Origin of the sequence: Shewanella sp. MSW, assembly GCF_007636515.1 — a bacterium.
Lineage (GTDB): Bacteria > Pseudomonadota > Gammaproteobacteria > Enterobacterales > Shewanellaceae > Shewanella > Shewanella indica.
Genome location: NZ_LVDR01000008.1, coordinates 60,901 through 81,906 on the forward strand (window position 1 = coordinate 60,901; position 21,006 = coordinate 81,906).

The following is a 21,006-nucleotide window of genomic DNA, read 5'->3' on the forward strand; positions in this document are numbered from 1 at the left end:
ATCACATTATTACCTTTGGCAATGTTAAAATACATATCACTCTTGATGGACGCGGGTCACAGTAAATCTCCATTTTATATACTATCTTGTATAAAAAGGGGAGCCGACCATGAATAAAGCCGACATAAACAATTTATCACTAATTCACCTTCAGCTAATAAGGCTTATCTTGGAGCATGGAAATGCCAGTATTGCTGCTCAAGAATTAGGGTTGACTCAATCTGGAATCAGCTATCATATAAAAAAAATAAGACAGATATTTAATGACGAAATGTTTGTCAGAACAAAGTACGGCTTCACCCCAACAGAAAAGTGCAACAAAATTAAAAGCACTGTTCAGGATATTATATTAAGAATTGAAGATGATCTGCTAAACAGTTGTGACTTTTCGCCTATGAATATCGATAAGGAAGTCTGGCTTGCGGCCGATAATACTATCTGCAACTGGTTTCCAGAGTTAATAGAACAAGCCAATCAAATCGCTCCTAGAATGATACTTTGTACCCGCAGTTGGAATCAAAATAGTTTTGATGAAATTCTCACCGGCTCTATCAACTTTGGCATTCACGTTAACCAAACCTCGCTCAGTTCTCTCTACAAGGTAGATCTGCTACCCTGTTGCAGGTATTTCTTTATGCGTCATGATCATTACCTGGCGAAGAAAGGACATATTGATCTAAAGGATCTATTGGATTTCCCCGTGGTATTGCACGACTTGTGCGGTTTCAACTCTTATGGTCAATCCCTGATCGAAAAGACCATGAAGCTCAAATTTCCACACTTCAAGATCAGAGCTAAAATTAGCAGCATCAGTGAGATAATCGAAGTCCTCAAGAGCAGTAACGCCCTGGTGTATACCTCGGCACTGGCTTTCCCTCTGGAAGAAATAGGTACTGAGCTTTGTGTACTGGAAGCACCAAGCAGTCTATCCGATGTCGAGTTTATTTATAAACTGTATATCTCTTCCGCTCGCTACGGCTCAGTGGAGTCCGACTGGTTAATCAGCTTTATCAGCGAATCATTCCGTCATTTTGCCTGCCGTAAATATCAGCTGCTGGAGTCACTGATCTGCAACCAAGTCTAAGCAACCAAACAGAGCAAAAGCCACTATTGACAGGCGTTTCAAGAGCAAAAGGATCTGATGGCGCAGCCTGGTATAGCTAGACTTATACGAAGCCAAGATTAGACTTGGCTTCGAGGATAGCGTCATGAGTGTCTTTACACGCCTGCTGGCCGTTTCAGACGACAGCAATAGAGGAAAACTGGCCCTGAGAAAGGCTGTGCAACTGGCCAATGCCAGCCATGCCGAGCTCACACTGCTCAGAGTCAAAACCCCCCAGTATCAGGGTATTGGTCAGTGGTTACAGCAAAAAGTACATCCCCAGCCCTTGGTTTCCCATCTAAGGGAAAAACGCCCCCATTATCCATCGAGAGAGTTGAACCTTTGCGTGAAGCAATGTCAGGCCAAAGATCTGCCTACCGCCATTCTTATTGAGCTCAAACAAGCACATTACGATCTGCTGTTGGTAGAACATCACAGTTACTCAGCCCTGCAGTGTGAGTTGGGCCATACCTATGACTGGCAACTGCTGCAACGTGTGTCTCTGCCGGTGATGTTTGTCAGCGACTCTCCCTGGGAACAACAAGGGTCGTTGCTGGCGGCTTTGGAGCTGGATGAAGACACGGAAGATCATGCCCATTTCAATCACAGGTTGTTGCAACAAGCCAATGAATTTGCCGGATTACTTAAACAAAAATTACATCTGCTCAATTGCTATCAGGAAGCCGACATCAGCATGGCCTTCGATAACCTATTACCCGGCTGTCGCTCACTGAAAGACAATCAATGGCATAAACTGCGACAGGTTGCCAGGCCTTTGGCTTTGAGTGACGAACAGTTGCATCTGGCCAGCGGCATGCCGGATCATGTAGTACCGGAAGCCGCTCAAAAATGGCACAGCAACATAGTTATCATGGGGGCGGCAGAGCACAGGGGCTTGTTGAGTGAACTCAACGGCCACGCCTCAGAGCAGATGCTCAATCAACTGCGCTGCGATGTACTGGCGTTAAAACCCAGTTGCCCCTTGCTGCATTAAATCACTTCAGCGGCCGCCCACCATCAAGTGATAGAGTGCGGCCCGTTATATAGCGGCTGGTCATCAGATACTTCACCGCGGTCAGCATCTCCTGCTCGCCGCCCTCTTTAGGCAATAATGCCTTGGCAAGCGCCTTTTGCCGGTAGGCCGTGTCATCCTGCTCATTGAACAGCATCAGTGCCGGTGCTATGCCGTTGACCTTGACACCCGGCGCCAGCTTGGCGGCAAATGACAGGGTTAAATTATCCAGCGCCGCCTTACTGGCGGCATAGGCTATGTGCTTCTTACTGCCCTTCTGCGCCACATAATCGCTGATGTGGATGATATCTCGGCTGCCTATCTCATCTGTCTGCAGTAGCGGCGCCAGTGCCAGATTCAACTGATAGGGCACGGAGGCGTGGATCTGCATCATGCTGTCAAAAACCTCTGCGGCATCTATGTCAGGCCGCTCCGGCATCCAATCCGAGGCGTTGTGAATGATTGCCCGCAGAGACTCATGCTTGCTTTTTACCTCGGCAATAAAGGCTTTGATCTCGCTATTTTGCAAAAGATCCACTCGATACAGCTCAGCGCCCGCTGCCTTGAGATCGTCGATAGCAGCATAGTGGCTGCGATAAGTGCCGATAAGTGGGTAGCCCTGAGCCATCAAATCCTTGGCCATTGCCAGTCCCAGACGCTTTCCTATGCCGGTGATCAAAATAGGCTGCATGTATTTTCCTTTCATGTGTCAGTCACACTATTGTTTCACGTTAGGCCGCACTCTGACCAGTCTCGGACAGTGCTCTAACCTGGGCGCAGATGCTAATCTGAACATATTGGAAACCCTATGAAAATAAACAGATAACCTTGACTAATCGGCAAAGTGCCAACTCGCTCGCATATTTGAATTTCAAAGCCATAAATACTGCTACACCTGTGCTCGCTTCAACAGTATCGCCATACAAATACCCAGTATTATCAATTAAAAATTCAACTACAAAGGTCACTCCCATGCGTCTCAATCAGTTAATCTTATTGGTAGCCCTGTTTATTTCCCCTCTGGCCTACAGTGCCAACAGCCTGTTTGGCAAAGCGGTCGATCTGAATATCTTAGTGCCCATTTCCACATTGATGGCATCGCCGAATGACTATCTGGGTAAGGAACTCACAGTGGAAGGCACCATAGTCTCAGTGTGCAGTAAGCGAGGCTGCTGGATGGAGCTGGCAACCGACGACAGCTTTGATCGTTTGAGAATCAAGGTTCGTGACGGTGAGATGGTCTTTCCCATCAGTGCCAGAGGGCAAAAAGCCTATGCTACCGGAGCTTTAGAGGCAATTGAGCTGGATCTCGAACAAACCCGCGCTTATCTCGGACATCAGGCCCTGCAACACAACAAACCTTTCGATCCCGAGTCTATTACTCAAGCCGTGACTTTCTATCAGTTGCATCCATACGGGGTCGAGATCCGTGATGCTGAATAATAAGCTGCGCAAAAGGATACGTTTATTACACAGAGACATAGGGTATCTGTGCATAGGCATGACTCTGGTGTATGCCATTTCGGGAATTGCCGTCAATCATATCAATGACTGGAACCCCAACTATCAGATAACCCAAAGCGAAAGCCGTGTCGAAGGGCTGAGTCCTTCACTGGGTAATAATGACATTCAAAGCCTGTTGAGCAGGCACTTTTCACTGCAGGATAATATCCGCAGCGGTTACCGCGCCAGCGCCACCGAGTACCAACTATTTCTCAAAGACGGCAGCCTGCTGAGCGCCAACCTGGTATCCGGCAGTGTCTCGGCCGAGATGGTAAACAACAGGCCATTGTTGCAGGCGCTCAACTATCTGCACCTCAACCATGCCCGTGACGCCTGGACTTGGATTGCCGACATCTATGCCGCCATGCTGCTGTTTTTGGCATTATCTGCGCTAGTGATGTTGCGTAGCAGTAACGTGATGAAAAGCCGCAAGACCTGGCTGACACTCACAGGTATCCTACTGCCATTGCTGTTTATTCTGCTGCGCTAACGCTCTCTGAGCAAAAAACGCTAGCAGATAACAAAGAACCCGGTCATAGCCGGGTTCTTCCGTTTTCTGTCCCCTTGAAGAGCTTAACGACCGAAACGGTATTCCACTCCCAACCAATAGTTACGTCCCTCCTCGGGGAAGCCCTCACTGTAGGCGTAGTTACGGTCAAACAGATTATTGACCGAGGCATTAACACTCAGCCCCTGCCAGAGACGGTAATCGAAGCGAATGCCGGTCACGCCAAAGCCACTGGCTACCTGAGTGCCTCTGGAGCTGCTGAGGCTGTCGCTGCGAGCTTCCTGACTCAGGATGATGTCCAGCTTATCCAGCGGGGTCAGCTTAACCCAGGCAAAGAGTTGATGATCCGGCAGGCCGGTAACATCAAGCTGTTCATCCTCAACATCGGCGTGAATATAGCTGTAGCTCAGGCCTACACTGGCCCAATCGCTGAGATCGCCATAAAGCCCCAGATCCAGCCCGCTGTAATCTACCCTGCCGCTGTTGCGGTTTTGGATAAGCGTCGGGGTGATGTTATGGGTCAAAATCGCATCGGACACCCGGTTATAATAGACACTGCTGTCCAGTTGCCAGTTAGCGGCCAGAGTTGTCTGATAACTGAGTTCCAGGTTAGTCGCCCGCTCAGGCTCCAAATGCGGGTTGACTATGGCAGTTTGGCCATAGGCGGGCCTGAAAGTGGTGTAGCGTTCTTTCAATGTCGGAAAGCGACTGCGCTGGGATAGAGACAGTTGCAGTGTATCCAGGTTATCCAACTCATAACGGGCCATCACTTGCCAATTGAAAGCGTGCTGCGAGTTGTCTTCATAGCGGGTCAGGCTGCCATCCTTTTCATGTTTGTAGCCTTCAAGGCTCTTGCGGGAGTCATAGCTGATGCCCCCAACCAGATCCAGGTTCTCTCTCAGGGCCCATTGATACTCCACTGCCGCCGACAGGGTTCTGTCCTTGTACTTGTCAAACTCCCCCCCTGGCTCCCCCTGTTCCTTGTGCAGATCTTCCTTCCAGTGAGCGGCAAACGACAAGATATCGTCTTTGCGCATATCGATACTGAGCTGCAGACCGGCACCATTGCTGGCATCGTCATAATGACTGTAGGGGCCTTTTTGTTGCTGCAGGTTTTTCAGGCTCTTGTATATCCTCAGGGTGTTTTCAAATTCATCGCGATAGAGGCGACTGTGCAGCACAACCCCGGGGGTGAACTCTGTATAGCCGCTGTAGTAAAAGCTCTGTTTGTCGTACTGCGGCCACTGCCAATAGGTAGGGCGAATATCGGCTTCAGTGCCGGCATAAGGCGGACTGTTCTTTTCCCCTTCCTGGCGGATATAAGTAAAAATGTACTCGTCTGTTTCATTGGGAGTCAGCCCCAATTTGGCGGTGCCGCGGCTATCGCTGTATGCCGAGTTGGCGCGTTTGCCGTCACTGCCGGCGATCGGGTTGTCGTTATCGTGGGACAGGCCAACAAAGTCTTTGTCCAGCTTATTGCCGCTCAATTGGATAAAGCCCCAATCATTACTGCCGGCCAGGCTGGCATCCAGGCTATAACCGTTGTCCTCTCCACGGGCCCAACCTTGAGAAGCGCTCAGTTGTGCTTCAAAGCTCTTCTTGGGTCTGCGGGTCGTCAGGTTGATGGCACCGCCCATCATATTCGGTCCCTGCAGCAAAGAAGCATACCCCTTGGAGACTTCCACCGAGGCCAGATCCGACGCCAAAAAACGCCCCAAGTCCAGATTACCGTCATAGGGGATGTAAATCGGGACTCCATCAAAAAACAGCGGTACCTGCCTACTATCAAAACCCCGAACCTTAACCTGTACCTCGTTACGACGACCGGATTTTTGCAGGCTAACCCCGGGAATAATATTCAGCGCCTCTGCCACGTTCTGCTTATTCAGCATCTTGATGGTGTCTTGATTGACACTGTCCTGATTGGCGGCAATCGGGCTGCCCCAGACACTGATCCTTTCTATTTTGGTTTCGTTTTTACTCTCAGGTTCAGCCACGCTGCCATCGGCAAGCGCCAACGGAGAAGCCAGCATCAGCGGCAGAATAGAGTAATAGTGCTTTGGTTTCATACTACAGACCTTCAACATCCAATCGATATATAAATCTCTATATATCGATAATTAAAAAAATACCCGAAGCTCGGTGCGAGTCCGGGCAATAACTAATCAGACTCTGACTCAGGACAGGGGAGTCGCATCCCAATAGACCATGGCCCAGCTGCGATCGCCGGTTCGCAGCGGTTTGTCCTGTTGCTTATGACGCTGATAATACTCTTGCAACCGCAGTTTTTCGGGTTCATCCAGCGGCCCCAGCGACCAGGCAACGTTGTCTTCAAACTGAGCGTAACTCTCAGCCTGGTTCATGCAACCACTGGACTCGATGAAGTCCACCTTGGGCTTAATACCCATCTGCTGCAAAATATTCACCGCATACAGATAGTTAGGCAGAGTCACCACCTTACGACCTATGGCTTGAATAATGGCGGGGTCGATAAAGGTTGAGCTGACTGTATGTGTGGTATAAACCCTTTTGCGGGCCTGACGATTGAGCTTTTCCAGGGCACTCTTGAGGCAGCCCACCAGAGTCGAGCGCGACGCTACTGCGATATCACACACGGGGATATCACTCCAATCATCTTCCCAGGCTCTCTTAATCAGAGTGACATTGCTCAAACCTTCCGCATCGGCGCGGCGTTTGGCCACTTCCAACATGCCGCTGCTGTAATCCAGGCCATAGACGGCCTGCATCTTGTCGGCCAACCCCAGACACACTGAGCCAGGGCCACAGCCCATATCCAAAAGCGTGTCGCAATCACTCAAGTCCATCAGCTTGAAAAAGCCCTCCAAGTAACTGTCCTTGGGTCTGGCGCAGTTTTCGGCCATCTTTTCCGCGCGCTTGTCCCAATGTTCGGCACTCTTGTGGCTACGTTCAGCCCTTTGCAGGTGCTCGCGGTACATGGCGGCAAAGTCCAGCTCTTCTATTATCATGAAATCACCTTGCTTAAAATTTAGCGCTCCCGTCAACACCTCAAAGGTGCTCGGCAATCGCAGATTCACTGACGCCATAGAGCTGCGCCAGTCCTGATACTTGCAACTGCCCGGCCACTGCGCCTTGTCTCAGGCCATGACCGGGTTCCACCAAGGCCACGCTATCGGCCAACAGCTCGGCATGACGTGGATGGTGAGTCGACATCAATACTGCGATTCCCTGCTGCTTGAGTCGTTTAACCTGAGCCAGCAACTTGATTTGATTGCCGAAATCCAGGCTGGCGGCCGGTTCATCCATCACCAGCAGTCTTGGCGATTGCAATAGGGCCCTGGCAATCAATACCAGTTGTCGTTCGCCGCCGCTTATCTGATCCATGGCGCAATCGGCCAAGTGAGCTATATCCAACTGCTTCAAAGCCGCCAACGCCCGCTTCTGCTCATTGGCGCCGGGCACGGCAAACGGCCCCAATCGCGACTGGCAGCCCATGAGCACCATTTCCAACACCCGAAATGAAAAACGGCTCAACTGCGCCTGCGGCACATAGGCCATCTGCTGCGCCAGCTCGCGCTGCGACCATTGATGAATTTGCCTGCCGGCTATCTTTATCTCACCGGCCAGTGGTTGCAGCAAGCCAAGCAGCGTTTTCAATAAGCTGGTCTTGCCGCTGCCATTACAGCCGAGCAAACAGACGATTTCAGCTTCCGGCAAACAAAGCTCTACATTTGCCAGCAAAGGCTTACCGGCATAGCCCACTGTGACGCCTTGCATGCTGGCGATCATTGGCCCCGACCTCCGCCTCTTAACAGTAAAAACATAAAGAAAGGCGCGCCGATACACGCGGTTAAAATCCCCAGCGGCAACTCGATTGGCGCCAGAGTGCGCGCCAGAGTGTCGGTCAGCAGCAACATAAAGGCACCCAGTAGCATGGACATGGGCAACAAGCGTCTGAAATCGGCGCCCACCAGCAGGCGGGCTATATGCGGCACCACCAGCCCAAGCCAACCTATGATACCGGCGATGGATACCGCCGCCGCAGTCAGCAAAGTAGCCGCCAAAATAAATATCAGCCGGGTTTTCGCTATATTAAGCCCAAGACTGCTGGCCTCATCGTCGGCCAGGCTTAACAGATTCATACGCCAGCGCAGCAGCATTAACGGTACCAAGCCCAGCAACATGGGCAGCAAGCTGGACTTCAGGTCTGCCAGCGTAATATCCGACAACCCACCCATCAGCCAGAAAGTAATGGAAGGTAACTGACTGTAGGGATCGGCCAACAATTTCATCAATGAAATACCGGCGCCACACAAGGCGCCAATAGCTATGCCCACCAGAACCAAAGACAATACTGGATCGCCCTGACGACTGAGCCGCGCCAGCAGACAAACCAGAGCCACCACCAGCAAACCGCCGAGAAAGGCAAACAGCTGGATGTTGTAAACCGGTAAGTCTAGGTAGATGCCCAGAACAGCCCCCAGGCCAGCCCCGGCGGAAACGCCCAGAATATCAGGTGATACCAGAGGGTTACGGAACATCCCCTGATAGGCGGCGCCGCTGGCGGCCAGACCGGCTCCTATCATAAGCGCCGCCAAAATTCTGGGCAGCCGCAAATGCCAAAAGACACTGATACTCTTGCTGTCCAGGGCGGCAACATCGCCGCCGATAGCATGCCATAGCGCTTGGCCCTGCTGTACCAGGCTAAGCGGATACTGGCCACTGGCCGCAGCAAAACAGAGAATACCGAGACAGATCCCGGCCGCCAGTGGGTATTTAATTCTGTCGTTCATGCGGAGCGCAGCAGATTGGCAGCCTGCTCTCCACTCAGCTCACTGTGGTAAAAATCGCGGTAGAAATCCTTAACCAATGCTTGCTTGGCCTGCTCATCAGCGCCGGATAAAAGCAGTCTAAGATAACTCATGCCCAGCAACCGGTTTATTCCCGGCGGTGAGTCAATCCAACCAAAGGGCTTGTTCGGCAACCAATAGACCCGCTGATTACGCACAGCCGCCAGCGTGCCCCAGACCGGGTCTTGACGAATATGGCGGATAAAGGCGGGATCCTGACTTATGATTAGCTCAGGCTCCCAGGCCATTAATTGCTCCAAAGAGACTTTGGCCAAGCCGCGGTAGTCACCGGCCTTGGCGACATTCTTAAGCCCAAGCTGCTCTATGGCTTCGGTATGAATGGAACCTGTAACTCCGGTTTCAAGCCCTGTCGCCCCGCGGCCGAAGTAAAAAGAGAGCGGCTCCCCCAAACTGCGGCCAAACTCTCTGGCATCACTGAGTATTTCGGCCGTACGCTTGGCAACAAAATCGGCTCGCTCGTTGACTCCCAATACCTGCCCCAATTTTCTCAGCTGTGCCGGAGTACCTGCGAGTGAGCCATCGAGCAGCAAAAACGGCACGCCGCTGATGCGTTCCACCTTTTGTGCCATCGACTGGTAGTTTTGGCTGAGGTTGCCATAGTCAACAACAAGATCGGCATCCAGAGTCATCAGCTTTTCCAACGAAAGACTGGCATTGCGGCCCACCAAACGGCCCAGTCTGGGCTTTTGCCACAGACTCGGAGCAAATCCATGCTGTTGTAACAAAGCCGGCTTGAGATGGGCGTAGCCGAGCAGTTTTTCCGGACTCAAGGCCAGCAACAGCAGATCAGCCGGCCCGCCGGCACTGACCACCCGCTTGATATCTTTAGCCTGTGGCAGCGACAATTGCCCATTTGGGGTCAACTCAGTTCCATTGGCCAGCATGGGCAAAAAGGCCAACAAGCCTAGACTTAAGCCGCCCTTAATAACACTCCTTCTATCCAATCTTGTTATCCTCACCGCCAATCGATATATACAAAAATATACAGCGCTGAAAATTACCTTTATCCACCCACTTTGGCAATGGATGGAGATCACAATTAAAAGATTTGCAACAGCGAACACTTAAAAACGCTATACAAGCGCGTGGAAGAAATAACTTAAAAGGCAGATAGTTATCTAGCAAACATAGACAAGGGTATCCGCACCGGCTCCTTTCTCGAACCAGTCAATAACACAATCAAATAATGGTCTTGCTGCTCAGGAATTATCAAGGCAGATCTGTGGCTTCATCCTATGTTCCCATAGATGCATTCGGGGCTGGTTGAGCATTATGGGTCAGGAGCGTGCAGACCTCAGTCGCCGCTCCGGCGCAGTTCAAAGTTTACAGAATCAAAAGGGAGTCTGGGGATACGTCCTATACCTGCCAGTCTATTTCCGCTTGCTGCCACTGCTTGAGTTGCTGATTGATGGCCGAGAAATGGCCACAACCAAAGAAACCGCGATAGGCAGAAAGAGGTGAAGGATGCGGGCCGCTTAAGATCTTGTGCTGCGGCGCCTTGATAAGTTTGCCTTTCTTAATGGCATGACTGCCCCAAAGGACAAAAATAATCGGTTCTTCACGCTGATCCAGCAGTTGCAGCGCCCTATCGGTGAAGGTTTCCCAGCCCGCTTTGGCATGGGAGTGCGCCTTGCCCTGTTCCACTGTCAGCACAGTGTTGAGCATCAAGACCCCTTGTTTGGCCCAGTTTACAAGATGGCCGTGATCCGGGATTGTGAATCCCGGGATGTCAGTCGCCAGTTCTTTGTACATATTGACCAGCGAAGGTGGCGCCTTCACCCCGGGTTTGACCGAGAAACACAGGCCATGGGCTTGCCCTGGGCCATGGTAAGGATCCTGACCGATAAGCACCACTCTCACCTTGTCCAGCGGTGTCAGTTCAAAGGCGCTGAACACCTCGTCTTCAGGAGGAAAGATGGCCTTGCCGGCGGCGCGCTCTGCGGCGACAAACTCACTGAGTTGCTGAAAATAAGGGACCTGTTGTTCGGCGGCGATAAATGCCTGCCAGTCAGTGGAAAGCGCCATGGTGATAATCCTCTGCGTAAAAGAGGCCATAGCTTAAGAGTGCCGACTGCGGGATACAAGCGCCGAGCATAGACTCTGAGGCCTGTATTCGAAGGAACCCGAGTCAATTATGCAAGCCAACCTTTTGAAGTGTAAGCCAAGATACCCCACGGACACAGACTTGAGTGACAGCAACTGCCGCAACGGTTGAAGCCACTTTTTACCCAAATGCCAAGAACTTTGCCCCAAGGCGCGGGGATTCAGATCCCAATCACCAATATTTTTCCTTGGCATAGCGCCTTTTTAGGTTAGAATCGGCCCTCAATCTTTGGCTTAGCAAGAGCGAATATAATATGTCAGATGCCAACAACCAAACCACCATATTCCAGTTAGCAGATCAGTTTATCGCCCTCGCCAATGAACTGACCCAGCAAGAAGGCGACGTCGGCAAGGTTGGCACCGCCCTGAGATTTGCCGCCGCCCGCTTCAACGCCTTTGAAGCCTCGATCAAGTCTGCCGATCTGGGCGCCGAAAAAGCCAATGCCCTGGAGTGGTTTACCGCCGAATATCGCGACATGTTGGATGACAACCTGGAAGATCACATTGCCAACCCTCCAGTAGTCAACAACGAAGAAACTACCGAAGCGGCCGATAATGCCGTGCAGCAATTCAAGATCTAGGCTCAGTTTATTGCAGCTGCGGGGCCTGGTCCCCGCACTATTACACCATTCCGGCTTTCCCCTTCTCGGTCTCGTCAGCGCATCACAACCTCTGTTTCTTCCGCGACACTTTCAAAAGTTATTTGAATATCTGCCAATTACAGGCATAAATACCAGAGTCATCAACAGGACTATTCTGGGTAACCGCGCATGATACGAGCATTGCAGGACTTGAAAATATTCAGCGAAACCGCCAGACAGGGCAACCTGTCGCGGGTGGCACAACAGCTTGATCTGACTCCAGCCGCCACCAGCGCTGCCATCAAGCGCCTTGAGGCCCAACTCAACACTGTGCTCTTTGTCCGCTCTACCCGCAGCCTGCGTCTGACTCAGGAAGGCGAAATCTTTCTGCAGCACTGCAATGAAGCCCTGAATATTCTCGATAATGGCTTTCAGGCGATTCAACAAGGTCGGAGCCTGCTCAAGGGCAAGTTACAGTTGTCATTGCCATCGGATCTCGGCCGCAACCGCTTGCTGCCGATATTGGATGAATTTATGGAACGCCACCCACAGGTGAGTATCAGGGTGCAGATAAGCGATCGCCTGACGGATATCTATCGCCACCCCGTCGACCTAGTGATCCGCTACGGGCTGCCAGCCGACTCGGCGCTTATCGCCCTGCCGCTTTGTCGCCAAAATGACAGGGTGCTGTGCGCCTCGCCCGACTATATTGCCAGGTTCGGTGCGCCGGGCAGCCCAGAGGAACTGGCAAAACACAACTGCCTGTGCTTTATGCTGGCCGATGCGACTCACAGCAAGTGGCTTTTTCAGTCACAGTCGGGCCAAATCACTGTGCAGGTCAAAGGCGATAGAGTCGCCGATGATGGCGAGTTGGTACGGCGTTGGGCCGTGGCCGGCAAAGGCATAGCCTACAAGTCACGGCTCGATATCAGTGAAGAACTGAAAAATGGTCAACTACTACAACTCTGCCCCGAGTGGCGCGGTGAAGAAGCACCACTCAATATGCTCTGCGCCGACAGACGCCAGCTCAGTCCTTTGGTTATCGCCCTCAGGGAACATCTCGAGCAGGCATTGCAATCACAGCAGTGAATAGATCACCCGCCCGGCCAACAGGATAAGCACCAGGCCGCTAAGGCGGTCAATCAACTGTGCCTTCTCTCTGAGCTTGGGTAACACCTTGGGTTGAGACAAGAGGAAAGCTATCAGGGTGTACCAGAGTCCATCCACCAGCATGGGGGTCAAGACTATGATGCCTCGCCCCAGCAGGCTGTCTGCGGCGGCGACAAACTGGCTGAACAAGGCCAGGAAAAACAGCAAAATTTTCGGGTTAAACAATGAAATGGCAATACCGTCACGGGCGGCTGTCAGCATGCTCGTCGGCTTGCCGGCACTGAGTTTTTGCTGCATGCCGCCCTTGGATTGCAGTGCCTGAATTCCAAGCCAGGCGAGATAAAGCGCCCCCAATAAGGCGATGCCATTAAACAGCAAAGGGGTGTGTTTCAACACCACAGCCAAACCCAGCAGAGTGATAAAGGCATAAACACCTATCCCCAAAGAGTGTGCCCAGGCGCAGGTAATACCGCGACTGCGACCGCCACCCAAGGTGTGGCGCACCACCATGGCCAGGCTCGGCCCGGGTGACATGGCCCCCAAACACGAGATAGCCACCAGTCCCAACCAGTCACTCCAATTCATTGTTTCCCCTCGATGAAACCCACACCATTTAGCCCTGTTTTGTGACCCACAAAAGACAAGTACCATCCGCAACAGGTTGGTCAATATACTCTATGAAGCCAGCGCTTTCGAGCCGCCAATTTTCAATTAGTTTTAAGGCTTGCTGGCTATACTGGGCGCCCTTATAGCTCCCGAACCCCATTGAGGCCCGGATGATACTTACTCTCAGCATACTGGCTCTGCTCAGCCTAATAGCAGTGATTGTGCTGCTGTTAATCAAAAAACGCCGCGGCGCCAAGATCCCCATGGCGGTGATCCTGGTGTTGGGAGGAATGGCTTTTTGTGTCGCCGCCGTGGTCAGTTTTGTGTATCGCGGCGAAGATTATGAGGCTTACCGGGAACTGCATTGGCAAACCTTAGACAGCCAGGCAATCCCGGCTCTGGTGGCCGAAGGCAAAACAGTCGTCATCGATGTGAGTGCCGATTGGTGCCTGATTTGCCAGGCCAACAAGGCCAATGTGCTCCATCGGGAGCAGATTGTCAGAGCGCTGGCCGAGCCGAATATTGTATTGATGCGCGGCGACCTCAGTAAGCCCAACCCGGCGGTATCCAACTATCTCAGCTCCCAGGGCGTTGCCGGAGTGCCTTATAACCGCATCCATGGCCCGGCCGTGCCCGAGGGAGTCGTGATGCCCAGCGTCCTGACGGTCAATGATCTGCTCAAGGTGCTGGCTCATGTTCAAGCCAGGCAGTAAGGCACGATATATCGTGCCTCTATACTGACAAGCCCCGTAAGCGGCTCTATACTGGCGCAGTCCTCAGTGCCGAAGGAGCCGCTCTTGTCTGACTCAAACAGCTTTTTACCCGAAAACCGCCTCTTGCTCAATGCCGTCAGTGAAGGCATTTATGGTTTTGATCTTAAAGGCAATGCCGTCTTTATCAACCCAGCTGCCGAGAAGATGACCGGCTGGAGCACCGCCGAACTCCTGGGGCGCAAGATCCATGACTTTCACCATCACAGCCACGCCGATGGCAGTGTCTATCCCCACGAAGATTGCCCCATCTATCAGACACTCAAAGATGGCAAAGCCAGAGAAATCACCACGGAAGTCTTCTGGCGCAAGGACGGCAGCTGCTTTCCCGTACACTATAGTTCCACCCCAGTGTGGCAGGATGGTAAGCTCAAGGGCGTAGTAGCGATATTTCGCGACATTAGCCTGCAAAAACAGACTGAGTTGTCGCTGCGTCAGGCGCTGGAACAGGTACAGGCGCTATCGGAACAGCTGGCCTCGGAAAACTCCTGGCTGCAGGCCGAGCTGGAAGACAAGACGGGCACCCAGGAGATTGCCGGTAACAGCCCGATGATCCAAACTCTGCTCAAACAGCTGCGCCTGGTGGCCAATACCGACAGTACCGTGTTGATCCAGGGGGAAAATGGCACCGGCAAGGAGCTGGTCGCCCGCCAGTTGCACCGACTCAGCAGCCGCAAAGACAAGCCGATGATCTCGGTCAACTGCGCCGCCTTCTCTGCCGGACTCTTGGAGAGCGAACTATTCGGCCATGAGAAAGGCGCCTTTACCGGTGCCAGTCAGCGGCGCAAGGGGCGCTTCGAACTGGCCCATAGAGGCACCCTGTTCCTCGACGAAGTGGCCGAGCTCAGTCTGGAGGCGCAATCCAAGCTGCTACGGGTCATTCAGGAGCAGGAGTTTGAACGCGTCGGCGGCAGCGACAGTATCAAGGTGGATATTCGACTGATCGCCGCCACTCACCACGATCTGCAGCAGCGGGTGGAGCAAGGTCTGTTCCGGATGGATCTCTTCTACCGACTCAATGTCTTTCCGCTCAAGGTCCCGGCACTGAGACAGCGGCGGGAAGATATTCCCGAGCTGGTGCAACAGCTGCTCAAGAGTCTGTCATTGAAACTGGGTAAACCGCTGGCGGGCGTTGATGGCGATAGTCTGCGGCGGATGATGCAATATCAATGGCCGGGAAATGTGCGTGAATTGCAAAACCTGCTGGAGCGGGAAGCCATCCTTGCCCGCGAGCCGATACTGCATCTCGCTCCCTTGCCCAGCGATACACAGCTGCCGACCGTGGGTCAGACTCTGGCCGAAGTGGAGGCGGCTCATATCAAGGCGACTCTGGATGCCTGTCACTGGCGAATATCCGGCCCAAGGGGTGCGGCCAGCAGTCTGGGGCTGCCTCCCAGCACCTTGAGATCCCGGATGCAAAAGCTGGGGATCTGCCGCCAAGGCAGTTAAAGCCATAACAGGGGATTCAAGGCGTAAAAAGTCACGACATATCGCCAACTCACGCTATGTCGTGAGTTGGGTTTCCTACATCTAAACAAACATTAGATATAAATCAACAAGTTAATCCTGTATTTGAACTGGCACGTCTCTTGCGATTGCCTAGCCGTATGTCAGTCGTCATTCAGGAAATAGCATGGTTCAACAGGCAAGACAGTCATCGGAAGCGATTCCGGTCACTTTTATCCCCTCCCCCCAAGATAAAAAGAGCAGCCACCAAGGCGGTAAAATCCACTTTCGTAGCCAACGCGGTTATTTTCAGCGTTGGCGCAGCGGCCTCAACGCCCTGTTGATAGCCCTGTTTCTGTTACTGCCCTTTATCGACTGGCAGGGGCGACAGGCCATCTGGTTCGATCTGGCCAATCAACAGTTTTACTTTTTTGGTGCTAGCCTCTGGCCCCAGGATTTTACCCTGTTGGCCTGGTTCTTTATCGCCGCCGCCTTTGCACTGTTTTTTGTAACCCTGTTTTGGGGCCGGGTCTGGTGTGGTTATCTCTGCCCGCAAACCGCCTGGACATTCGGCTTCGCCTGGGTAGAAGAGAAGCTCGAAGGCAGCCGTAACCAGAGGATCAAGCTGGACGCTTCGCCCATGAGCCTCAGCAAGGCCAGCAAACGCGGCGGCAAACACCTGCTGTGGATATTGATTTCACTGCTCACCGGCTGTGGCTTTATCGCCTACTTTGTACCGGCCAAGCAGTTGTATCCGGAGATTTTTACCTTCTCCGCCGGTTTTTTGGATAGCGCCTGGGTGTACTTTTTTGCCCTGTGTACCTATCTCAATGCCGGTTGGATGCGCGAACAGATGTGCCTGCATTGCTGCCCCTATTCAAGGTTCCAATCGGCCATGTTCGATTCCTTCACCAAGACAGTGACCTATGATGCCCAGCGGGGTGAAAGCCGCGGCCCAAGAAAGCGCAAACAAGCCACAGAGCTTGGCGACTGTGTCGATTGCAATCTCTGCGTCGAGGTGTGCCCAACCGGTATAGATATTCGTAACGGCCTGCAATATGAGTGCATCAACTGTGGCGCCTGCGTCGATGCCTGCGATCAGACCATGAGCAAGTTTGGCTATCGCCCCGGGCTCATCTCCTATACCAGTGAAGAGTCACTGACCGGGCAAACTCCGCCACTGTGGCAACGCAAACGCTTTATTGGCTATGGTGCCGCCTTGCTGGCCATACTCTGCACCATGGGGCTGGATATCTACTCGCGGGATCCCATCACGCTCAATGTGATCCGCGACCGCCAGAGCCTGTACCGGGAAACCCTGGATGACGGCATAGAAAACAGCTATCTGCTGAAAATACGCAATAAAACCCAGCAGGATAAGCACTACCGGATAGAGATCAGCGGCGCCCTGCCCTATAAGTTGTCGACCAATAGCGTTCATATCGCCGCCGGCGAGCAGTATGAATTGCCGCTGACCCTGACTGTGCCTGTGGCGCAAATTGACAACAACCGCAGCAATCTGCTGTTTAAAGTGCTTGAGGCCGATGCGCCAGATAATAGCGTCAGCCAGAAGTCGGTATTTTTTGCCCCTTGAGTTGCCTCAGGGCGGCGAAGTGTTTCACCCTGCTTCGTCGCCCGCTTTTTTATCCTCTACTCTGCTGGGCAATCAGCCCCTGCAGTATGCTTTTCACCTTGCTCTGCTGGTAGTCTCCCAGCAGAGAACCATCTTCGGTAAAGGCTTCGTGAGCCTTGGCAAGCGCCAACTGCTCGGGCAATACCAGCGCTCCCAGGTTGAACATCAGTTCGCGGACCGGGGTCAAGCCTCTGAGCCCCCCGAGAGCTCCCGGGCTTGCCGCCATCAAAGCCACCCATTTACCGGCAAATACATTGCCCGCGGGCTGAGTTGCCGGGCGGGACAGCCAGTCGATGGCATTTTTCAATGCCGCAGTCATGGAACCATTATACTCGGGGCACACCAGCACCAGACAATCGCTCCGCAACAGCTTGCCCTTGAGTGCCACGGCAGCTTCGGGAGCGCCAAATTCGGCCTCTTCATCCTGATTGAGCAGAGGCATGGGAAAGGCATTCAGTGTCAGCACTTCAGGCTCCAGCCCCAGTCCAGCGGCCGCTGTTGCGGCATAAAGGGCTAGGCGGGTGTTGAACGAACCTTTCCTCAGGCTACCGGAAATAAACTTTATCCGCAGTTTCTGCATGTTTTTATCCTTAATTACAGTCAATTAACCCACTTATTGCACAGGATTTTTCATCAGTCACCATTGCCTTGACCGCGCTTTGCCTCTAACCTGAACTCTGATCATTACTAAGCACTCCAAAAGGTGCAGAAAGTGTCGGGGGAAGCACGGGCCAAAGTTAATATCATGGCTGGATAAGTATTCAAAACCCAATAACAATAATAAATTCCAAAGGAAAAGGTGATGACAAGAGTGATACAGAATCAGGTATACGATAGCCAGACTCAGTTGGATTTTTCCCGCTACGACTCTCTTGCAGATATGATAGTCAGCAGTTGTGAGCGTTATGGCGACAAGAGCGCCTTTGCCTGCCTCGGCAAGGCCATCAGCTTCCGGGAACTGGAGAGGGATTCACGCGCCTTTGCCGCTTTCCTGCAGCACAATACCCAGTTGCAAGTCGGCGATCGCATCGCCATTCAACTGCCCAATATCAGCCAATTCGTTATTGCCGCCTATGGCGCTATTCGCGCAGGCCTGGTACTGGTAAATACCAACCCCTTGTATACCGAACGGGAATTGATCCATCAGTTCAAAGATTCAGGCGCCAAGGCGCTAGTGGTACTGTCAGATCTCTTGCCGATTCTGGCCAAGGTCGTTGCCAGCACCCCGATAGAAACTGTGATATCCACCCATCCGCTGGATCTTATCGAGCCACAAATTCAACCCAAGACCGGCCTGAAAAACCTCGAATTTACCAAAGTTCTTGAACAGGGGCGTCAGCTGGAATTCACCGAAGTAAAGCTGAAGCTGGACGATTTGGTGGCGCTGCAATACACGGGCGGTACCACAGGCCTTTCCAAGGGAGCTATGCTCAGCCACAAAAACCTGATTGCCAACGCCCTGCAATGTGAATCACGTATCGGCGCCAACCTGGTTCAGGGAGAAGAGATCTTCGTCGCCCCGCTGCCCATCTATCATATTTACGCCTTCTTGGTGAATCTGGTGCTCTACTTCGAGCGAGGCGCCCTGACAGTACTCATTCCCAACCCGAGGGACATAGCCTCGCTGATCAAGACCTTGGCCAAATATCCCTTTACCGGATTTGCCGGGCTCAACACCCTTTTTGTTGGCCTGTGCCACCAGCAAGCCTTCCGTGAACTGGACTTCTCTCATCTGAAGATCACCATTTCCGGCGGTACAGCCCTGACCGAAGCCGCGGCCAAACTCTGGCAACAAACCACTGGCTGTACCATATCCGAAGGCTATGGCCTGAGTGAGACTTCACCGGTTATCTCCCTCAACGCGCCGGGGTTGGAACGTCTGGGCAGCATAGGCAAGCCGGTTATCGAAACTCAGGTGCAAATTCTCGATGGCAATGACCAGCCCCTACCGCCGGGGCAAGCCGGTGAGCTGGCGGTGCGCGGCCCTCAGGTGATGAGTGGTTACTGGCAAAAGCCCGATGAAACTGCGGCTGTGATGACAGAGGATGGCTTCTTCAAGACTGGGGATATCGCCATTGAGAGCGAAGATGGTTTCCACAGCATAGTGGATCGCAAGAAAGATCTGATTATCGTCTCCGGCTTCAATGTTTACCCCAATGAAGTCGAAAACGTATTGGCCCGCTGTGAATTGGTACTTGAATGTGCGGTTATCGGTGTTGAAGATGAGCGCAGCGGTGAAGCTGTCAAGGCGGTAATTGTACTCAAACCCGAGGCCGATGCCACCCAGGCTCAAGCAGCTATAGAGGCACACTGCCGGGCAGAGCTCGCGGCCTACAAGGTGCCAAAGGTGATAGAGTTTGTCGCCCAGTTGCCCAAGAGCACGGTCGGCAAGATACTCAGGCGTGCACTGCGCAAATAAGTCAGATAAAAATGCCGCTTAAAAGCGGCATTTTTATTACCAAAGTTTTTTACTTTCAGCGTGCTACTGACGGAAGAAGTCCAGCAAATGGCTGAGGGCACAGATGGCGTGCACTATCAAAAATCCGATAAAACCGTGAGCCAGATGTTTATGCCAACCACGCCAGAGCAGCGCATCACTGGAGCCTTGGGTCAAATACCAGAGCAGGCCGGTCAGGGCCACACCGAGCAGCAGTAACATCCCCAGCCCTTCTATCAGGCTGAACAGCCCCTTGCCACCGGCAACCGGTAACTTGCCTTTGAACAAGCCGCCGATATCGGCACCTATCTGGCGCCAATCGCCGATAAACAGGCTGAAATACTGACGCCAGCGGCCAGCAGTGCAGTTACTCACAAGAAACGTCAGCGACAACGGCACACACAGTAACCCGAGATAAACATGGCTCAGATCCCAGAAGCCGGCACCGGCCCTGATGCTGCGGATCATCATCAAACTGCTGCTACCCAGCACCAGAAACAAACACAAGAGCATTAACAACAAGTGTTGATGGGCACTATAGAAGCGCCAAAGACGTTGCAACAGAGCCATTTCTGCCTCGCTTTAACCCGCTCTGGAGATCAGAGCCTGCGCCGCCAATTGCTCGGCAAATTCCTGCACCTTGTCCCAATTAGTGTATTCAATACAGGTATTGGGATCGGTCGGTCCCTTGGTGATCCACATGATGAAACGTATGATATTTCTGTCCATGGCTCCATAGCCCTGATAGTCAAGGTTGCCGCCAAATACGGCCAACTGCTTGGGCTTCCATTCAGTCTTGGCAAGAAACGCCTGCATGTAAGGGTTGGTTTCAGGAGTATTTTTTTCCGGCTTGCGCGCCACCAGACTCACAGAAAAGAAGCCATTGGCCTTGCTTTCCAGTTGCTGCTGATGTTGACGGATATAGTCGAACACGGCGGGATTGTGTTTGCCGTGTCGAATACTGGCTCCAATGGCGACCCGATCAAAATCGGCCAGATCCGGCGCATCATCTATCGCCGCCATGGTCACTTGCTGCCCCAAAGCGCCAAGTTGCTTTGCCATAACGTCACAGATCTTGCGGGTCTGACCATGCACGCTGGAATACAGCAGAAGAGTCTTGCTCACCTTAACCCCTAATAGTTCAATCTCTTAGTACTGATGTCATCTTAGGTGATCCATTAGCTCATTTACATGAAACAGATCACGGGCGAAGGGCGAAACGCTATCCAAGCCGCGGAAATACCGAGTAGTTCACAAAAAATAACCGCTGTGAGACCCTTTGAGTAACCGTCCCTCAAGGAGCCGTTATAGCAGTGGAACCTTGGCGCTACAGCAGCTTTACAGC

The 21,006-nt window shown here is 52.6% G+C and carries 21 protein-coding genes; 10 read left to right on the plus strand and 11 right to left on the minus strand.

The window, feature by feature from the left end; all coding sequences use genetic code 11:
• The first annotated feature begins 109 nt into the window (after window positions 1–109).
• Window positions 110–1,084 (plus strand): LysR family transcriptional regulator, encoded by a 975-nt coding sequence (locus AYI96_RS10360; RefSeq protein WP_039033136.1) that lies wholly within the window; start codon window positions 110–112, stop codon window positions 1,082–1,084.
• 124 nt (window positions 1,085–1,208) lie between these two features.
• Window positions 1,209–2,096 (plus strand): universal stress protein, encoded by an 888-nt coding sequence (locus tag AYI96_RS10365; RefSeq protein WP_144361566.1) that lies wholly within the window; start codon window positions 1,209–1,211, stop codon window positions 2,094–2,096.
• 1 nt (window position 2,097) lies between these two features.
• Here AYI96_RS10365 and folM read toward each other — a convergent pair whose 3' ends face one another.
• Window positions 2,098–2,805, minus strand: a complete 708-nt coding sequence (gene folM / locus AYI96_RS10370) for a dihydromonapterin reductase (protein ID WP_200887981.1) — start codon at window positions 2,803–2,805, stop codon at window positions 2,098–2,100.
• Between the two features lie 281 nt (window positions 2,806–3,086).
• Here folM and AYI96_RS10375 point away from each other — a divergent pair, with 281 nt between their 5' ends.
• Window positions 3,087–3,557 (plus strand): DUF4920 domain-containing protein, encoded by a 471-nt coding sequence (locus AYI96_RS10375; RefSeq protein ID WP_039033133.1) that lies wholly within the window; start codon window positions 3,087–3,089, stop codon window positions 3,555–3,557.
• Window positions 3,547–4,107 (plus strand): PepSY-associated TM helix domain-containing protein, encoded by a 561-nt coding sequence (locus AYI96_RS10380; protein WP_082014224.1) that lies wholly within the window; start codon window positions 3,547–3,549, stop codon window positions 4,105–4,107. Before AYI96_RS10375 ends, AYI96_RS10380 begins: the two co-directional genes overlap by 11 nt.
• A gap of 83 nt (window positions 4,108–4,190) precedes the next feature.
• On the opposite strand, the gene AYI96_RS10385 is transcribed toward AYI96_RS10380, so the two are convergent.
• From AYI96_RS10385 to ung, 6 genes are all read right to left on the minus strand, one after another.
• Window positions 4,191–6,194 carry a TonB-dependent receptor plug domain-containing protein gene (locus AYI96_RS10385; protein ID WP_083399752.1) on the minus strand — a complete coding sequence of 668 codons (2,004 nt, stop codon included), beginning with the start codon at window positions 6,192–6,194 and terminating at the stop codon, window positions 4,191–4,193.
• A 108-nt stretch (window positions 6,195–6,302) separates the two neighbouring features.
• Window positions 6,303–7,112 (minus strand): class I SAM-dependent methyltransferase, encoded by an 810-nt coding sequence (locus tag AYI96_RS10390; protein WP_039033132.1) that lies wholly within the window; start codon window positions 7,110–7,112, stop codon window positions 6,303–6,305.
• A gap of 40 nt (window positions 7,113–7,152) precedes the next feature.
• Window positions 7,153–7,893 carry an ABC transporter ATP-binding protein gene (locus AYI96_RS10395; protein ID WP_039033131.1) on the minus strand — a complete coding sequence of 247 codons (741 nt, stop codon included), beginning with the start codon at window positions 7,891–7,893 and terminating at the stop codon, window positions 7,153–7,155.
• Window positions 7,890–8,897 carry a FecCD family ABC transporter permease gene (locus tag AYI96_RS10400; RefSeq protein WP_071475806.1) on the minus strand — a complete coding sequence of 336 codons (1,008 nt, stop codon included), beginning with the start codon at window positions 8,895–8,897 and terminating at the stop codon, window positions 7,890–7,892. The genes AYI96_RS10395 and AYI96_RS10400 overlap by 4 nt, the downstream gene beginning before the upstream one ends.
• Window positions 8,894–9,919: an ABC transporter substrate-binding protein gene (locus AYI96_RS10405; RefSeq protein ID WP_144361567.1), complete on the minus strand. Its 1,026-nt coding sequence runs from the start codon at window positions 9,917–9,919 to the stop codon at window positions 8,894–8,896. The genes AYI96_RS10400 and AYI96_RS10405 overlap by 4 nt, the downstream gene beginning before the upstream one ends.
• Before the next feature lie 412 nt (window positions 9,920–10,331).
• On the minus strand, window positions 10,332–11,000 hold the full coding sequence (gene ung, locus AYI96_RS10410) for a uracil-DNA glycosylase (protein ID WP_144361568.1): 669 nt from the start codon (window positions 10,998–11,000) through the stop codon (window positions 10,332–10,334).
• Between the two features lie 332 nt (window positions 11,001–11,332).
• Between ung and AYI96_RS10415 the strand changes: the two genes are divergently transcribed.
• Window positions 11,333–11,659 carry a DUF3144 domain-containing protein gene (locus AYI96_RS10415; RefSeq protein WP_071475804.1) on the plus strand — a complete coding sequence of 109 codons (327 nt, stop codon included), beginning with the start codon at window positions 11,333–11,335 and terminating at the stop codon, window positions 11,657–11,659.
• Between the two features lie 189 nt (window positions 11,660–11,848).
• Window positions 11,849–12,748, plus strand: a complete 900-nt coding sequence (locus AYI96_RS10420) for a LysR family transcriptional regulator (protein ID WP_202932873.1) — start codon at window positions 11,849–11,851, stop codon at window positions 12,746–12,748.
• Here AYI96_RS10420 and AYI96_RS10425 read toward each other — a convergent pair.
• Window positions 12,737–13,354: a LysE family translocator gene (locus AYI96_RS10425; RefSeq protein WP_039033127.1), complete on the minus strand. Its 618-nt coding sequence runs from the start codon at window positions 13,352–13,354 to the stop codon at window positions 12,737–12,739. The genes AYI96_RS10420 and AYI96_RS10425 overlap by 12 nt on opposite strands.
• Before the next feature lie 191 nt (window positions 13,355–13,545).
• On the opposite strand from AYI96_RS10425, the gene AYI96_RS10430 reads away from it, so the two are divergent.
• The 3 genes from AYI96_RS10430 to ccoG all read left to right on the plus strand — a co-directional run bounded on the left by AYI96_RS10430 (window position 13,546) and on the right by ccoG (window position 17,185).
• Window positions 13,546–14,088, plus strand: a complete 543-nt coding sequence (locus AYI96_RS10430; protein WP_071475802.1) for a thioredoxin family protein — start codon at window positions 13,546–13,548, stop codon at window positions 14,086–14,088.
• Window positions 14,089–14,172: 84 nt separating this feature from the next.
• The gene (locus tag AYI96_RS10435; protein WP_238398953.1) at window positions 14,173–15,594 is read left to right on the plus strand and encodes a sigma-54 interaction domain-containing protein; all 1,422 of its coding nucleotides are present in this window, start codon (window positions 14,173–14,175) and stop codon (window positions 15,592–15,594) included.
• 184 nt (window positions 15,595–15,778) lie between these two features.
• Window positions 15,779–17,185 (plus strand): cytochrome c oxidase accessory protein CcoG, encoded by a 1,407-nt coding sequence (gene ccoG, locus AYI96_RS10440; protein ID WP_144361570.1) that lies wholly within the window; start codon window positions 15,779–15,781, stop codon window positions 17,183–17,185.
• A 49-nt stretch (window positions 17,186–17,234) separates the two neighbouring features.
• On the opposite strand, the gene AYI96_RS10445 is transcribed toward ccoG, so the two are convergent.
• Window positions 17,235–17,804, minus strand: a complete 570-nt coding sequence (locus AYI96_RS10445; RefSeq protein ID WP_144361571.1) for an NADPH-dependent FMN reductase — start codon at window positions 17,802–17,804, stop codon at window positions 17,235–17,237.
• A 222-nt stretch (window positions 17,805–18,026) separates the two neighbouring features.
• Here AYI96_RS10445 and AYI96_RS10450 point away from each other — a divergent pair, with 222 nt between their 5' ends.
• The gene (locus tag AYI96_RS10450; RefSeq protein WP_144361572.1) at window positions 18,027–19,643 is read left to right on the plus strand and encodes an AMP-binding protein; all 1,617 of its coding nucleotides are present in this window, start codon (window positions 18,027–18,029) and stop codon (window positions 19,641–19,643) included.
• 63 nt (window positions 19,644–19,706) lie between these two features.
• On the opposite strand, the gene AYI96_RS10455 is transcribed toward AYI96_RS10450, so the two are convergent.
• Together AYI96_RS10455 and hemG are read right to left on the minus strand one after the other, a co-directional pair.
• A complete protein-coding gene (locus AYI96_RS10455) occupies window positions 19,707–20,231 on the minus strand; it encodes a cytochrome b/b6 domain-containing protein (protein ID WP_039033120.1) in 525 nt (174 codons plus the stop codon).
• A 12-nt stretch (window positions 20,232–20,243) separates the two neighbouring features.
• Window positions 20,244–20,786 (minus strand): menaquinone-dependent protoporphyrinogen IX dehydrogenase, encoded by a 543-nt coding sequence (hemG, locus tag AYI96_RS10460; RefSeq protein ID WP_039033119.1) that lies wholly within the window; start codon window positions 20,784–20,786, stop codon window positions 20,244–20,246.
• Window positions 20,787–21,006 lie beyond the last annotated feature (220 nt).